This is a genomic window from Methanocella paludicola SANAE (genome assembly GCF_000011005.1).
GTDB classification, from domain to species: Archaea; Halobacteriota; Methanocellia; order Methanocellales; family Methanocellaceae; genus Methanocella; species Methanocella paludicola.
Genome location: NC_013665.1, coordinates 1,605,682 through 1,621,623, shown reverse-complemented (window position 1 = coordinate 1,621,623; position 15,942 = coordinate 1,605,682). Strand labels below are relative to the sequence as shown.

Here is a 15,942-nt window from a genome sequence, read left to right as displayed (position 1 = left end):
ATTTTAAGTCTTTCTAGATATATTCTTTAACCTATGTTTTTATCTTTTTTTCAATCATTATGATTTTTCTCTTGCCATGATACTCTAAAATGGCTTTCTTATCTTCCAGCTTAAGATCTTGACAATCAATGAATATCAAAGGCCTAGAAAATATGTACTCGGTATTTTCTAAAAGATTAATTGATGATGCGCCGATGCCAGCTGGTGATTGTTGTTGAATATTAAATGATAAAACATTTTCGACTTTATCTATTATGGCGCTATTCTTTAATACAATTAAATTTTCTCGGCCGCATATATTTTTAATTTCTGAATAATACATATATCGAGCGCTATCCGGAATTACAACATCATAACTCGAATCTAATGCAATTAAAATATTCAAAATCATTAGTTGAATCTTATTAAGTGATGTATTACTTAATCGAATAATAGTTTTGTGCTCTTGATATAATATATCCTGAACAATACTGATTATATTCTTATAAAAATCAGATACAGAAATAATTGTCTTTGCACCGTTCTCGATTTCTATTGGAATAATTAGTCCATTATTTATAATGGCATATTTTGATTTAAGTAAAATATCATTGTATGAATAATAGGTTTCAAGATATAGGAATGTATCTTCAACTTTTTTTTCTAGTTTGAAACAAATTTCATTAGACTCTTCCTTACCTGTACATTGTATATCCTGCTTTTCCAGCAACATCGTTGGGGTCCTGAGCATAACTGTGATCTTTTTATCACTTGGCCCTTTACTGCATATGTTGGCTTTAATATTATTACCTAAATAAACTTCATCATGAGCAATCGAAAGTGTTTCTGGGTTCCATATAACTTTAAATATTTTATGCGCAACTACGGCTGTATGCGCGTTTAAATCATACTGAAGACAAATAGAAACCGATGTTTCACTCGATTTACAAAACCGATATAAGTCCTTTAATTCATCAAATTTTACGTATCCTTTTGTATCAATACGTTTGCTTTTATAATGCTGACCATCGATTTTTAATACTACAAACATATCGGGGATTCCATAGACGTATAAAATTGTATCCTCTAAGCTATTATATTCTGCTTCTTTTATGAGGTTTAATGACTTCTTATCCTTACGGTATAGTCTATATGCGAATAGATATGGTACTTTTAATGGTGAAAACGTTCTAATTACAGATGGGTTTTTAAAGCCCACTTTTACGGAAATTGGGGCTTCTTCTATAATTAAACCATCAAGAGAAGATTCAATAGCTTTACCATAAATTTCAAAATCAACTCTTTCTACTTCTTTGTTACTAACCGGGTCTATGATCACAGGATGATCTGATTCTATCCTAACAACTGATTTTTCACCCTCAATGAGCATAGACGGCCAAGATATTGGGAAAATTTTTGGGACAATATAAAATTTTTTTGAATAAGTAGTACTCTCTGCCAATATTTCAAACACATATTCTCCTTCTTCTAGATTGTTATCAATGGCACAATCTTTTAAAATAATTTTACCATTTATATAAAAGTGAAGACCATTTATTGTTACACCATTATCGGCAAATCTACTGATCTCATCATAATTGTCATCAAGGATCCTATAATATAAACCATCCTCTAGGTCATTATTTGAATTACAAAATCCGCTTATCTGTATATCGCTAATAGATGAAAAAACATTATCAGGGCTTTCAAATTGCCATTCTAAAAAACTTTTTCTCTCAAATTTCCAATTACAATTTCCGGCTTTGATTATTAAATTATCACCATAAGTCCAAGCGATTTCATAAATATGGTACCTTGATAGATCGCCAAGATATGTAATGGATTCTAATTCATACTCTTCTTCATCCTCAGATTTTTCTACTTTGGCATCCTCGATTGATGTTTTTACAATTATATCCTCTTTGTCAGCTATTGTGAATAGATAATAACGATCATCTCCAAAATTACGTTTTATCTTTTCATTACGAGCATATTGAGATACTATCCGATTTCTTGTACTACCAGAAAAAAGCATATTGTCTTCTAAATCAATAATTTGGTTACGATGGAAATCGTTATCTCTAATTGAAGCAGACATATTTATTGAAAACTTGTTTGATTTTAACATTTTTTCTATTTTAAAGTAAAAATTTTTATGTACTAAACTTCCGTCGCTACCTATTTTTAACTCTTTGATTTCGTCTTCTATATTAATTTGAATCTTTTTTCTTGAGTTATTTTCATCATAATAAGCTATCTTCGGGATTTCAATTTGTAAAAATGGAAGTTCATTGTTTTGTCCCCACATCATTTTTAAATCAGGATTCCAAGAAAATCCCTCGGAACGATAGCTTATTCCATCTACCAGGTACTCTTCGCCTACTGTTATATTTCCACACCAAATGAATTGTTTTTCACCATTATTTACAAATGCTCTGACCATTTGAGGTATATTACCCTTATACACACTAAATTCTTCATCTTTTTTATAATAGTATAATCCATTTTTGTTACATATTTCACAACATGGCCATTGAGCCATATCGTTAATACTTATCTTTATACTAGGCGTTATTGTATATTCATTTTCATTTATTGAATATACCCCATAATCGATGATTGCATCTTCGAGTGAACCACATTTTACGGTCTTAGTGTCAGGACATATTACATTATTATCTCGATTGTTTCTCAATATACTTTTAAATTGTATTGGTGTATAATTGTTAAAAATTTCACTATATAGTGTGGAAATTTTGGCCCTTATTATATTTTTTATGTTAATATTTGTGTTATTTTTTATTTTTTCTACCACATCTTCATCGTTATCTATATCAATTATGTCAATATTGTCTTTGATATAATCAAAGATTTTAGTTAATTTTTCATTAACCACTTCATATAATTCATACTCATTTGTATCATGGGAATATAAATTAAAAATATCATGAAATTTTTCCTTACGATTTTTTAAGTAATAATTTTTATAGTATTTTATACAAAAATCGATTGCTGGTTTAATATTAGCCTCTGTCAATAATCTTAATGTACCTACAAGTAATCTCGATCCTTGTTTATTTTTCTCTACTTGGATACCAATCTGATCAAGTCGTTTACATAAATTATCATGAATTTTCACTTGTTTATAAGAATTCTCATCCATGTTCAATTGTTCGAAAAATTCTCTCCAAAAACTAGTACAGAAGCGTTTGGAAATTTCAATTGAATATGCTAATAAAATGTTATTCTCTAATTTCGAAAAAATACTATTGCTCTCATGATTGGTTATATATTGGCATGCTATTTGAAGATCTGAATAATTATTCGAAAAATTTTGTTGAATAGGCCTTTCATCCGCTAACTGTTCTAAATCTTCTGCGATGGATTCATTTATTTTTTTAATTAGTTCTTTCGCATCTAGGCCTTTCGAGTCATACAATTATATCATCGCCTTTTATCTAAAAATTTATAGAATTCCGCTGCTAAAAACGGGCATAAGTCTGCATTATATCTCGAGCAGAAGTTAGGCAATAACAACGTGCCTTCATTGTCTCTCGCATTTTGTATGAGCTCTTTTGAGAGTTCCCATATCTGTTCCCAATTTCTTTTCGCTAAATATATTGATCCTGAACCACTTTCGTGGGAATCCAGAAATGCAAGTTCAGGCGATGATTCATCATTAGGATATATAATACCTCGAACTTCATTTTTATTGATGCCCGTATATTTTGGCATAGATAATATTATTCCATGTTTGATAGTATGTAGGAGAAGATATCTAAGATATGCTTCTCTATCAAATTTTGCACATGATGTACAATCTGCATTATCGCATACTATTCCTTTTATTGTTTCGCACCATTTACGCCTTATATCCGGCTTTTTCTGGCGTTCCCAATCTTTTAAATCAAGCGTTGGTCTAGTCATCTCTGCGCTATCTAATTTTACTATATTCTCACAATTTGAACAGCTACCATTAATACAAAAATGCTGAGTGGAAATGAATTCATCTAGCAGTCCAGGTAAGAATTTTATACCTATAGAATGTGTGGAAAATACATTACCCATATAGCTGTATTGGCCAATATCTTTTGGAAATATATCATATATCTTTAATTCGTATCCATTTGAGCTAATAAATCGTGTAACATATTCCCTTCCAAGTGATATTACATCTACCGATTTAAAGTCTACCGATCCGAATTTCGCAGTCTCGGGGGACATTAATTCATCTTTATATATAAGATATTCTAGCAATACTGTTCTAGTATTCGGTAGATCAACAGCTGTTACACTATCAAATCTTTTATTTTCACATTTTCCGCAAGTATATCTTGGCAAGTTATAGCCATTACTCAAATATTCTGTTCGGTTAATTAACTTAGCCTCAGGCCTATACTGATATAATTTTGCCACGTCTTCTGGAATGTCAAAATCAAGATTTTTATCAAATTTTTTCCTCATAAATTCTTTTGGCAAATCTATACCATTCTTATCATGATAATTGAATACTTTTTTACATTCTTTGCATTGCCAGTATAACCCAGGTAATGATCTGAATGCAAACTTATCGTACTTTGCTTCAGATTTCATAGATTGCATAAATTCAGTTTCTCTTCTAATATGCGCTGGATTCATACAAACTCTTGGCACTGGTGGTTCATAAATTTCACCACAGTTCCTGCATCTGTATACTTCACTTATCTGGGCAAGTTCGGTATGACAATTGATACAACGATTACCCTCGTCCGTAGGCTTAAGGTATGTCCTACCGCATTTAGGACAATAAAATCGGTAGGGATAATAACGAACCTTAATATTCAGTGGTGTCTGTACATCTAGGGCTATAGCGTCTTCAGGGAATGATTCTCCAAACTGTTTTTTATAAAAGTCAAACGCTTTTGCATTAATGTTTAGCAGCCTTTTAATTTTTAACTCAATAATGGGATCTCTTTCAAGGCTATCGATCTTATAACTATTTGCACCTTGTGTAGCGAATCCACCCAATGGATGGTGCGAGAGGACCTGTATTCTTCCGATTGCATCTTTTATTGCGTCCTCTTTGCCAGTTATTAACATCATATGGCAGGTATAACCCGCTCCTCTCATATTTGGTACTAAATCGCTAATCTTAGATCCAGGACCACTAATAATATCTTGATCTTTAACTATTCCGCGGTTTATTTTATCAGCAATTTCAACACATTTATCAATAATTACCTTTTTAATTTGTTCTACAGATGCATTATATTTATTCGTGTTAAGAATTTTTTGCTCTCTGTCAAACCATTCCATATAAGATGTTATTGATTTTGTTTTTGTTTCGTCGCTTATAGAAATTATCTTGTTAATGGTCGAATCTAATATAACCTCAGCAAATATTTTTGGATTATTAACTAGATCTATCTGTTCTCCTTTATACGATATTTTTATTTTTTTAATATTTTCTATAGTTATTATCGGCCTATCGCTAATTGATCTTGACCGGAGTTCACTGGCTATAAAATCCAGTATTCTTGCAGTTAAATGAATATCGACAATACTTTGATTAGATATGAGAATCGGGGCATCTTCATAGACCCTTTTTTCAGGTTTAGCAAAGTTTTCGAATTCATTTAAGAAATAATAATCCATAGCGTTTGTCGGGTCGATTACCGTTACAGCTATAGAATCTTTCTTTCGGCCACCTCTACCAATACGCTGAACATATTCGTTCACTGTGAACGGTGCCGACGAATTAAAAACATTGCTTACATCGCCAATATCGATACCAAGTTCGAGCGTTTTGGTTGCCATCATTATATCTATCGGGCTTAACTGTTCCCTGCCTCTCCAATTAGTCGTTTTACTTGTGGTAAACTTCGTGATTGACTTAATACGCTCCTCTGGTTCCAAACCGCCTCTATGCCAGCCAATTTCTAGAATAGCATCATTCAGCATGCCATTTTGCTTTAAATAGTCATACCATTTACCAACATATCTTCCGACTCTTTCATCGGATTTATCAAGTGGTACATCAGATTCAATCTTTGGAAATACGTCCTCTTTATATGTTCTAAAGTACTTAGTCTCGTTTCCTTTTAGATTTCTTACTAAGCTATCAGTATCATGCCGATAATTAGTAAAAACAATAGTTTTACGGAAATGTGGATCATTAATTGAATGACCTAGCACTTCGACAGTATTTAATGTTGTAGTTACGACTTGCATGAACCTATTTTCTTTATAATTATATGGTACAATTGCGTAATGATACCTATAGCGATTATTCTCATCATTTATAAGATAAGAACGATTCTTATCCGATAAGAACAAAATGTCTTTTTTGTCTACATTAAATACCAATGAAGCAATTTCTTCTGCATTTTTAATAGTCGCGCTTACACCAATATACAATGGTTTATTTCCAGATGCTTCTTCCAGTCTTCTCAACAAATGTCCAGCATGGCATCCGTATATACTCTCACATAGATGGAACTCATCAAATACCATCAAATCGATTTTTTGCTCAAAAATATTTCTATATTTAGGCGACTGCAGACAGACATTAATCATATCAAGATTCGAAATGAGAATATCTGGAGGTGATGTGATTATATCCTCCCTTGTAAGCCGCACGAATCTAATCTCAAGTCCACAATGGCTACATTTCATTGTGTATAACTTTTTTCCATTCTCAGAATCAGAAATTATGTACTCAAAGTTTGACTCTTTACATTCTGGACAAAGCTGAATAGGATTATCTTTATAGAGTTTTTGGGGATTTGGTGTATCCCCTGTTAATATACCTAAGGTAATTTGTTGATGTGGTATTGCTTGCCTATTTATTTCATTTAATATTTCAACGATACGATTCGCTTGGTCATTTGCGAGTGCTTTTGTCGGATAAGTGATTATTGCTCGTACTTTGGATAACGGCTCATATCCGCTTGTTATATCTTTTAATTTATCATCGTAAATATGGGCAATTATCGGTATCAGAAATGCTTCTGTTTTACCTCCACCAGTCGGGATAGACAGTAGTAAACAACTTTTATTGATGTCCTGTGGTTTTTCTAGCTTACTAAGTATGAAGAACAATGAATCTTCTTGGTGTAAGTATAATCTTGAATCTTCTTCGTTAAATCCCCAAATTTTCGATATGGCACTAATTATCGGTGAAGGTAACAATTTGGATCCTTTTCTGTCAAAACGATCAAATGGATCCTCAGATTCCTTTAATCTAATATTGATGTGTTGTCCATCAGAAACCTTAAGATCTTTTAATGTGCAGTCGCCATTTTTAAATTTTTTTATGGATTCCTTTATAGGGCCTTTTACATCATCTATGAATATATTATAGTCTTTCTTTGATATGCCCTGGCTTTTTACACTACGATAAGTAAATTTTTGATCAGATTTTAATAAAGTTTGATTTATTAATTCTTTAAATTTTTCTGCATCGAATATAGAAAATAATATATTATCGGTGTTTGAAATATTATCGTTAATATCATTTACATAAACAGTTTTATCGCTATCTGCTATACGCCCATCCTCAAAAATAATATTTTTATATACGCGGACACGAGAATGGATTTTATTATTTGTATCTATTATAGAATTGGAAAAGCCTGGATGCTTTGAATTTATCATTTTCAATAAATCGATAATTTTTCCATCAACATTATAGATTTCAGGATTTTTTATGCTCTTAAGAGAGTCATCCATTATGTGCGAATAATATACATCAACCATAAATTCACCTATCCTAATTTGGAAAAATAACCTGTTAAATCTTCATATAGACGCTCTGTTAATCGGAGGGTAATAAATGGAACGAATACTTCCTCACTACTGCATCCACCATGCCCGCCATAATGTAGCATTGTTTCATCTATATCTTTAAACGGTACAGCAATTCCTTCATCACTAAAAAGACAAACAATATCTGGTGCCCTATAGTCAATTGGTTCATTTTTCTTACAAAGCAACTTTTCTATAATAGGATCATTATACCTATAAATTCTGTTCGGAATACCCTTTTTCTCTAATAACCCCTTTATTAAAGAGTATGACTCTTCGAGATCCATCCTATTTATATCATAAAAGAGTAGACATCGATTACTAACAGATATATACGGCGATTTAAGCTTACTATGCTCAAATTCCTCTTTTATCTCTTTTTTAGTTATATATTTGGACGACGTCTCAAACATCCCATGATCAGCTGAAAATATTATAGTTGTTTTACCATCAAAAATTTCTTTTTTATTTTTCGCAAGGTCAAGCATAAATTCCACAAGTAATAAGTTCAATTTTTCATACTCATACGATTCAAAAGATGTAAATGAACCTATTGTATGGCCAGAGTGATCGATTAATGGATAATAAGCAATAATCAATTGCTTTTTATTATTAACAATTGTTTTAACAATGTTTTTGAACAAACGGTCGGAAGGGTCTATATTAACAACATTATTGTCACCATATAGCATCTTAGTAAAATCACTAGTGACCTTACTAGATTTGGTTGCACTAAGTATATTAAATTGGATATCTTTGATATGATTCAGAAACGTTTCAGGTTTCTTTCCAATATATCTTGATAACCCCCCTTCTGCTACTCTTTTTACATCCGCAATCTTTTCTTTATCGTTTAATGTACCATTATATACTTTAGATGATATAACTCTAGTTTCTACAGGTAACAGCCCCGTGAATATAGTAGTTAACGCGGCACCTGTATCCGTAATTAATGTCGAACCTAGTATTAATTTATCATTGTACTCATCTTTTCCTTGTAACCACTCAAATAGATTTATACCAAATGTAGTACTTTTTCTTTCTTTTAAACCATTAGACAACCATAAATATTGAGAATATCCAAAGCCATCCAATAATACATAGATCACTCTTTGCTGGTCTGAATACATGCAGGATGTTACTGCCGAATCATATATTTTCGGATTGAACATCTTTTTAATACACAATGATACAGATGTTAGATTCCATTTTTCTTGGTAAATATTAATATAATTATTGAGTTTATCGTTACAAATTTTACGCGTTTCTGTTACCATATCATGCAATATTTTAATATCCTTAAGCCCAGATGTGGCAAGATAACGGTCTATACCCATCTGCTTCTCGAATAGTAATAACTCTTTATAAGATTCTGCAAGAAGTGCTAAGTGCTTTCTAACAATTTTGTTTGATTTTACATAATCATTCTCATAAGCATCATTATCAATAGACTGTAATCGATTTCTTATCTGGATTATTTTTTCTGCCGAATTAAAAACGCTCTCCCAAACGATGCTTTGCCCATCGACACAAACCCTGATATATTCTTCTTTGTCTTTTTTATAGTATTGGTTTAACTTAATTAATGTGTATAGGATCAATTTTTTATTACTCAAAGAGTTAATATCCTCTGTTATTAATTCCTGATTACCAATATCCCTTCTATTGATATCTAGAGTCTCCCTGGGTGATTTTAAATAAAAAGTTATTTGTGATATCTCATCTTGAGTGATTTTTCCTTCCCGTAATCTTAAAAGTAATACTGTTCGTATATCCTGGAACTCATTTACAATATCGATTTTTTTACTTTCAAACATCGTCTAACACTTCGACAAATATTCATTAACTGCATCGACCGATGGTCCTGCATCAATTCCTTCTTCTAATAATTGTTTTGCCTCTTGAATTCCAACAATTTTTAAAGGTTCGACAATTATTAAATTTGCAGAGTCAAATTTTTTTAACATTTGTGAAACCACTAAATATCGTGGTCCTAAAGATCGAGTTATCACATTACTATCTATGAACAGTACTTGCGCATTTTTATAATGACTTATTACTCTACCTTTTTTAACTTGGTCATCGACTAATAATAGAATTTTATCTTTTGTTAAATTATTAGTATCTTCTTCGCTATCATATCTGCCATCAGTTAACTCACTTATCAATTTTTTTATATTGTCTGCTTGATACTCTTTTGTTCTAATATCCAGGGTTTCCATAAATTCATTTACAAATTCAATAACATGAACACAATCTGTATGGCTAATTTGGTTATTACTTTCTCTTTTTTGTAATCTTCTAATTTCAGAAGCGATTAACTCAGATCTAAAATATGTTTTAACTTCATCGATTTTCATTTCATCAAAATATGCTTTATATATTGTATATCCGGTATTGTTATATGGTATAAACATATTATCAAAATATTTAAAAAGCCATAAATTAAAAAATCCCGGATTTAAGATATAATTTTTTAAAGTATTTAATGTTAAATCAACCCTTTTTAATAATATAGAATCATCTTTATTTTCCATACTCGGAATTTGGTTAAACGGATTTAACTTTTTATCTTGAATATCTTTGAATAGAATATCTAAACCTAAAACAATTTCACCATCTAATATCCCTTTTTTTGATAAGGAATAATTATCAATAATAAATACATCTTTATACGCAGAATTAATTATCTTCAAAAAAGTATTCATATCAGATTCAGTTAAAATTTTATTTAAAACTATAGGATGGTCAGAACGAATAACATCTATTATCGTGTTCAAAAATAGCAATCTTTTTTCAGGTTTTTGATCCAATAGCGGATAGTTAATATTCAATATTACCATTATACCACTTATAGTAAATATAATACTGGTATGCGCAATCTACCTTAAAACCTTTCCTTAAAAATATATGTAATGATTTCATAAATAATTAATTTTTTACATTTATTACCATTTATTGGTAAACTTGTTCCCCCTTTTTCTCAGCATCCTCTCTTTCTTTTATCTCAACTAAATGCTTGCTTATCCGCTCAACTCTTTCATCATCTTTTGAGGCATACTTCACGAAGCTCTCATATGCCCCCCGGGCTTTTGTTACATCCTGGGCCTTCTCAAAGAACGATCCGAGCTCATAGTATGCATCGGCATATTGTGGGTTCAGCTCAATAGCTTTCTCAAGCTCCTTAAGCCCATCATCGACCATATCCTTCTTGATCAACGTCACGCCCAGGTTCATATGCGATATATAGTCATTCGGGTTCAGCCTGACCGACTCCCGGAACTACAGCAAAGCGTCATACATCCTGCCTTTGTTCAGGTGCAGCGCCCCGTCATTATTCTGCACCTTGAAATCATACGGGTTCAGTACCCGGGCCATTTTATATTCGCCGATGGCCTCTTCCAGCATATTCTTATCTTGGTGGGCAATTGCGAGATTGAAATGCGCCATAGCATCATAGGGGTCGAGCTCCAGTGCCCTCATATATTCCGCGATCAACTCGTCGATCATATCCTTCCAGTGGATGAAGTTCGCCCTGTTCATGACCACTATTCATCCTCTGAATGAATGATCTGCTTGTCCATAATAGTTCAAATTTCGACCGATTATTATGTATTATTATAATGTAAATGCTTGTAATATAACAACTTTTTATGTAATAAGTTAATTATTTATACTAAAAGCTACTTAATGGGTAGTACACGAACCGTCCGGTAAATGTGTATCATAGCTTATCACCAAATGTCATATCTTATCACCACCGGGCGGCTCGTGAATCGGGTACGACCAACAACCGGCCCAAAGCAAACAGCTTTCACCTCCCATTATCTACCATAATGGTGTTATCGAAAGGGCCGGACAGGCCACGTTACTCCATCCTCGGGTAACGTGGCCATAATAACACATGAACACGTGAAACAGAGGCCAGGCGAAAGATCAAATGCTAATACTAAAATGCTGTTACCATTGTCTCTATTTCATCGACGAGGCATATTGTGAAGTAAGCGTTTTACCTGCCCTGGAGCTTCTCGCCTTTACGGAAGACGATGAATGCCCGGCATTTGTTTACAGGTACGATTAACAAAAGAAAGTAAACGACATGGACGCTACAATATATGGCCGTTATACAGTCGTCGAAGGGATATGACTAACGGAGGACTGACTACATAAGCGATATAAATCACAACGGATTAAAGACCGTGCTGGAAATCTCTTATAACAATGGACAGCCCCTCTACGTAAGGGGCGGCATCGGCATCGGCAAGTCGGAAACCATAAAGGAATTCGCGATGGAGTGCGCCGCCAGGGCACAGCGGGAATTCATGGCATGGAATGACATTCCAAAGTGCGAAAAGCTAGAGGTAATGGCTCACACGTCTAAATATTTCACCTTCGTTGATCAGCGGGCTCTCATGCTGGATCTGGGCGACTTTAAGCTGCCCAGGTTCGACGAGAACGGTGGATTCGAGTGGTGCATTCCGATGGTATATGCATACATGTGCATGCCGGAAACGAAGGCCATACTATTTCTGGACGAATTTAATCTGGCCCCGCCGTCGATACAGGGTATGTTCTACCAGATCGTGAACGACCGGGAAATCGGAGAAAACCACCTGTCGGATGGCGTTTACGTGGTCGCTGCGGGAAACGACATCACGGACAGGGCGGCCGTGTACGAGATACCATACCCGCTCCGTAACAGGTTCCTTAACGTCAAGCTGGCTCAGCCTAACGCCGATGACTGGACAGTATGGGGTGCCGGGCACGGTATCGATTCCAGGGTGCTCGCCTTCATCAAGTTTAAGCCCTCATTGCTGTATAAGCCGGGCCTCGATGGTGAATATTCCTTCCCGACGCCGAGATCATGGGAGAAGCTATCCAGGTGCATTAGCGGCCTTAAGGATTATGAACAGATAAGGATGATCGCCGAGAGCGCTGTGGGCGAGGCCACAGCCGTGGAATTTACAGCACATGTAAAGCTGTACGATAATGTAGACCTGGATAATATTCTTGACCACCCGGACGAAGTGACCAGGATAACCGAGCCGCAGCTACTATTTGGCGTGGCTGGCGGGCTCATTGAAAAGTACCGGGCTAATAAGAAAAAGCTCAGTAAGATAGCGGCCGTGGCTGATAATATGCGGCCGGAATACAGTATATGGATGTACCGGACCATCAAGGGCATGAACAAGAATTTTACCAGGGAACTGGTCGCTGCAGTGGATCTGGATAAATTTACGGAGAGGTACGGTAAATACCTCAACTGAGAGGCAAGGCGGAAACATGCAGGATCTAACCTCGGGCGAAAAGATCACGAAGGGCATTGTACATTTGCAGCAATCTCAGCCTTTTTTCTGCTATCTCGTCATGCACCTGGAATTTAAAGAAGGTAAATTACCGACAATAGGCGTTGATCATAAAGGCCAGGTCCACTATAACCCGGCGTTCGTGGACTCCGTGACCGATAAAGAGGTCGAAGGGCTCATCATACATGAGGCTCTGCACTACGGCTTATGCCATATGATCCGTATGGCGAATAAGGATAAACGCCTCTTTAACATTGCTGCAGACATGGTAGTAAACGATATACTGCTGTCGGCGGGCATGAAGCTCCCTGCGTGCGGGATACTCCCGAAAAACCATACCTATAAGACCATGCTTAACGGCCAGCCCATAAAAATCGATGGCCTGGACGAGAAATCAGCGGAAGAGGTTTACGAAGAGCTTATGCTGGCAGCGGCAACGGTCAATGATGATATAAAAAATAAGGATGATGGAAAAGCCGACAGCTCCGGGCAGGACGAGCCCGAAAATGCTATTGAAACCGATGAAAACGGCCGGCCGACAGGCGAGAGCGGAGCGGGCCTGGATGAACACATCTACATAAGTGAAGGGGACGAGGCCGAGGCGAGTGCAATAGAAGCTAATTGTAAAGAAATGATGGTTGAAGCAAGAAACTTCGCGGTGAGCCGCGGCGCTCTTCCGATGGGCATAGAACGCCTTATAGAAAAGCTATTACCCCCAAAGGTTGATTGGCGTATTTTGCTTCGCCGGGCCATAACGAACAAACTGCCCTTTGATTTCACGTATAGGCGACCGGGCAAAAAAAGTATCGCCTGCGGTACATACCTGCCTTCTGTTATCCGGGAGGGATGCGATGTCATCGTCGCTATAGACACCAGCCCGAGCATAGACCGGGATACTTTAACCAGATTCATGAGTGAGGCCGTAAACATTGGCCGAAGCTATCATGGGCTGAATATGACTTTGTTATGCCATAGTGCCGCGGTGGAGGATTCAATCACGGTCAGCGAGCATGACATTCACCGTTTGCTAGAGTGGAAACCAAAAGGCGGTAGTGGTACTTCGCATGTGCCTGTATGGGAGTGGATTAATAAGAATAAGCCCACAGCAAGGCTCGTTGTTTGTCTAACGGATGGCGAGACTGATTTCGGCGAGCGTCAACCTTACGAAGTGATTTGGGTGCTTAGTCCGGACGGGATAAGCGAGAAGGACGTGCCTTTTGGGTGGGCAATAAAGATACCTAACTGAGGAATGCCATTGGACCATGCTGCCTAAGAGAAAGCCGAATGTCAAAAATAATTTAATGACAAGTGGTTGGCGATAGAGACATTCTACGATTGAAGCATAATGTAGGGAGTGATGGGAGTGGTTAATAATAACGTTAAAGATAAAACCGTGGACGGTAAGGCTGACATCGACAAGATAAAAAAGCTCGATATACTCATAGCGTTGTGCAAAAAACAAAAATTTGTCCTTGTAGAGGACATGGGCAAGCGTAAATGGACACTGAAACAGGCCGAAGGGCGCAGGCGGAGCATAATAAAAAAATATGATAAGCGAGCCGATGAAATTATATTAAAGAGCGCGAGCGAGCCTTTCGAGAGCCCCAACTACGTCGTGATGGCCGAGCTGGTGAGGGTCTTAAACTGTGTTGGCAGGGTGAAAATCAGACAGGTCGACAATGACACGCTCGGCGTTTGGGATGGGAAAGTGTACTATAATGAGGGATGGGAGCACAGGTCCGCACGCTATATCTACGCTGTAGTCAAGCATGGCAAGTACATCGCTGAAAATATTAAAATGGGTGGCATGGCCGACGATTTTCTTAAGTTCCACGATTGGCTAAAGCAGAACGAGACCGATATAGTGAGCACTATAAGCAGAACGGAGGCACCGATCCTGGAAATATCGCCGAGATCAGTCTACTGCCATTACCTGTACGAGACTAAAAAAATAAACGAAATCAGAGCGGTAGAGCAGGTGTACGCTATCCAGATACGCACTCCCGGAACGGTCTGCGACTTCGACTGGAGCAAGGGTTGGGGCCATTATTGGGCAAAGCTCCCCTGCCTGAATTTAATATCCAGGCAGTGCACGACCACTGTCTACATTACGGCGGCACTTGTTGAACAAATTCCCGAGATAAAAGATCTACTTAAAAGGCGGGATGAGCTTCAGATAGAATGCGAAGAGCTCACTAAAAAGATACACGAGGAAGCCAACGATTGCATGGGCAAGTGGCTCGCCCTGGCAGCACTATAATTAAGCGACCGTATCCCGGAACACCATGTCAAATGCATAATGATTATATATCCATTATACTTTACACATCATTGGTGAAAAATCATGGGCTACACAGTAAACCTGGGCCAGCCATACGAGGCCATCATCGACATGCTTATCAAGCGCGGCTACGCAGGAAACCGGACCGAGGCGATCAGGCACGCTCTCAAAGCCTACGAGAGACAGATCGAGGACGAAGAAACCGAGTTACTTGCCAGGGCATGCGAGAGCATGATGGCCGACATAGAGAGCGGCAAGATGAAGACGCGTAGCTGGGAAGAAGTCCGGGAGCGCCAGAACAGGAAGCGTGGCCTGAAATGATCCAGCTATCCGAAGAGGCTGAAAATGACCTCGACGGTATGGATAATGATGTCTATATCCGGTTCAGAAAGCACATAGATAAGATCGCTGCGATGCCACCACGCAGGCATCTCCAGCATGGCGTACCATTCTTCAAGGAAAACGTCGGGCAGGGGCGTATCGCATATCTAGTGAGGGAAGATACGATATATATTATGAGATGTTTCGAGCATCATAAAGAATATGAAAAATGGCTGGGCCAGTTCAAATAACTATTTTTATCATATATGT

Annotated in this window: 11 protein-coding genes; 5 read left to right on the top strand and 6 right to left on the bottom strand. The window is 36.5% G+C overall.

The features are described 5' to 3' along the window. Nucleotides 1-31: 31 nt before the first annotated feature. From MCP_RS08110 to MCP_RS08085, 6 genes are all read right to left on the bottom strand, one after another. Entirely contained in the window at nucleotides 32-3,418 is a 3,387-nt protein-coding gene (locus MCP_RS08110; protein ID WP_012900354.1) for a hypothetical protein, read from the bottom strand. A 5-nt stretch (nucleotides 3,419-3,423) separates the two neighbouring features. After that, complete coding sequence (locus tag MCP_RS08105; RefSeq protein WP_012900353.1) at nucleotides 3,424-7,716, bottom strand: DEAD/DEAH box helicase; 4,293 nt, start codon at nucleotides 7,714-7,716, stop codon at nucleotides 3,424-3,426. Nucleotides 7,717-7,724: 8 nt separating this feature from the next. Beyond that, nucleotides 7,725-9,581, bottom strand: coding sequence for an alkaline phosphatase family protein (locus MCP_RS08100; protein ID WP_128567104.1), 1,857 nt, complete (start codon nucleotides 9,579-9,581; stop codon nucleotides 7,725-7,727). A 3-nt stretch (nucleotides 9,582-9,584) separates the two neighbouring features. Further along, nucleotides 9,585-10,607 carry a hypothetical protein gene (locus MCP_RS08095; RefSeq protein ID WP_012900351.1) on the bottom strand — a complete coding sequence of 341 codons (1,023 nt, stop codon included), beginning with the start codon at nucleotides 10,605-10,607 and terminating at the stop codon, nucleotides 9,585-9,587. A gap of 112 nt (nucleotides 10,608-10,719) precedes the next feature. Beyond that, a complete protein-coding gene (locus MCP_RS08090) occupies nucleotides 10,720-11,001 on the bottom strand; it encodes a tetratricopeptide repeat protein (protein ID WP_012900350.1) in 282 nt (93 codons plus the stop codon). Between the two features lie 45 nt (nucleotides 11,002-11,046). Continuing rightward, nucleotides 11,047-11,307 carry a tetratricopeptide repeat protein gene (locus MCP_RS08085; protein ID WP_231845201.1) on the bottom strand — a complete coding sequence of 87 codons (261 nt, stop codon included), beginning with the start codon at nucleotides 11,305-11,307 and terminating at the stop codon, nucleotides 11,047-11,049. A 656-nt stretch (nucleotides 11,308-11,963) separates the two neighbouring features. On the opposite strand from MCP_RS08085, the gene MCP_RS08080 reads away from it, so the two are divergent. The 5 genes from MCP_RS08080 (at nucleotide 11,964) to MCP_RS08060 (ending at nucleotide 15,923) form a co-directional block, all read left to right on the top strand. Continuing rightward, on the top strand, nucleotides 11,964-13,031 hold the full coding sequence (locus tag MCP_RS08080; RefSeq protein WP_012900348.1) for an ATPase AAA: 1,068 nt from the start codon (nucleotides 11,964-11,966) through the stop codon (nucleotides 13,029-13,031). 16 nt (nucleotides 13,032-13,047) lie between these two features. Continuing rightward, nucleotides 13,048-14,316, top strand: coding sequence for a vWA domain-containing protein (locus tag MCP_RS08075; protein WP_012900347.1), 1,269 nt, complete (start codon nucleotides 13,048-13,050; stop codon nucleotides 14,314-14,316). A 147-nt stretch (nucleotides 14,317-14,463) separates the two neighbouring features. Further along, nucleotides 14,464-15,330: a hypothetical protein gene (locus MCP_RS08070; protein WP_145972512.1), complete on the top strand. Its 867-nt coding sequence runs from the start codon at nucleotides 14,464-14,466 to the stop codon at nucleotides 15,328-15,330. An 84-nt stretch (nucleotides 15,331-15,414) separates the two neighbouring features. Next, nucleotides 15,415-15,672, top strand: a complete 258-nt coding sequence (locus MCP_RS08065; protein WP_012900345.1) for a ribbon-helix-helix domain-containing protein — start codon at nucleotides 15,415-15,417, stop codon at nucleotides 15,670-15,672. Further along, on the top strand, nucleotides 15,669-15,923 hold the full coding sequence (locus MCP_RS08060) for a hypothetical protein (protein WP_012900344.1): 255 nt from the start codon (nucleotides 15,669-15,671) through the stop codon (nucleotides 15,921-15,923). The genes MCP_RS08065 and MCP_RS08060 overlap by 4 nt, the downstream gene beginning before the upstream one ends. The last annotated feature ends 19 nt before the right edge of the window (nucleotides 15,924-15,942 follow it).

Coding starts and splice junctions, on each gene's coding strand:
- MCP_RS08105 (WP_012900353.1), bottom strand. CDS start 7,716: ATGGTTGATGTATATTATTCGCACATAATGGATGACTCTCTTAAGAGC.
- MCP_RS08100 (WP_128567104.1), bottom strand. CDS start 9,581: ATGTTTGAAAGTAAAAAAATCGATATTGTAAATGAGTTCCAGGATATA.
- MCP_RS08095 (WP_012900351.1), bottom strand. CDS start 10,607: ATGGTAATATTGAATATTAACTATCCGCTATTGGATCAAAAACCTGAA.
- MCP_RS08090 (WP_012900350.1), bottom strand. CDS start 11,001: ATGAACCTGGGCGTGACGTTGATCAAGAAGGATATGGTCGATGATGGG.
- MCP_RS08085 (WP_231845201.1), bottom strand. CDS start 11,307: ATGAACAGGGCGAACTTCATCCACTGGAAGGATATGATCGACGAGTTG.
- MCP_RS08075 (WP_012900347.1), top strand. CDS start 13,048: ATGCAGGATCTAACCTCGGGCGAAAAGATCACGAAGGGCATTGTACAT.
- MCP_RS08065 (WP_012900345.1), top strand. CDS start 15,415: ATGGGCTACACAGTAAACCTGGGCCAGCCATACGAGGCCATCATCGAC.
- MCP_RS08060 (WP_012900344.1), top strand. CDS start 15,669: ATGATCCAGCTATCCGAAGAGGCTGAAAATGACCTCGACGGTATGGAT.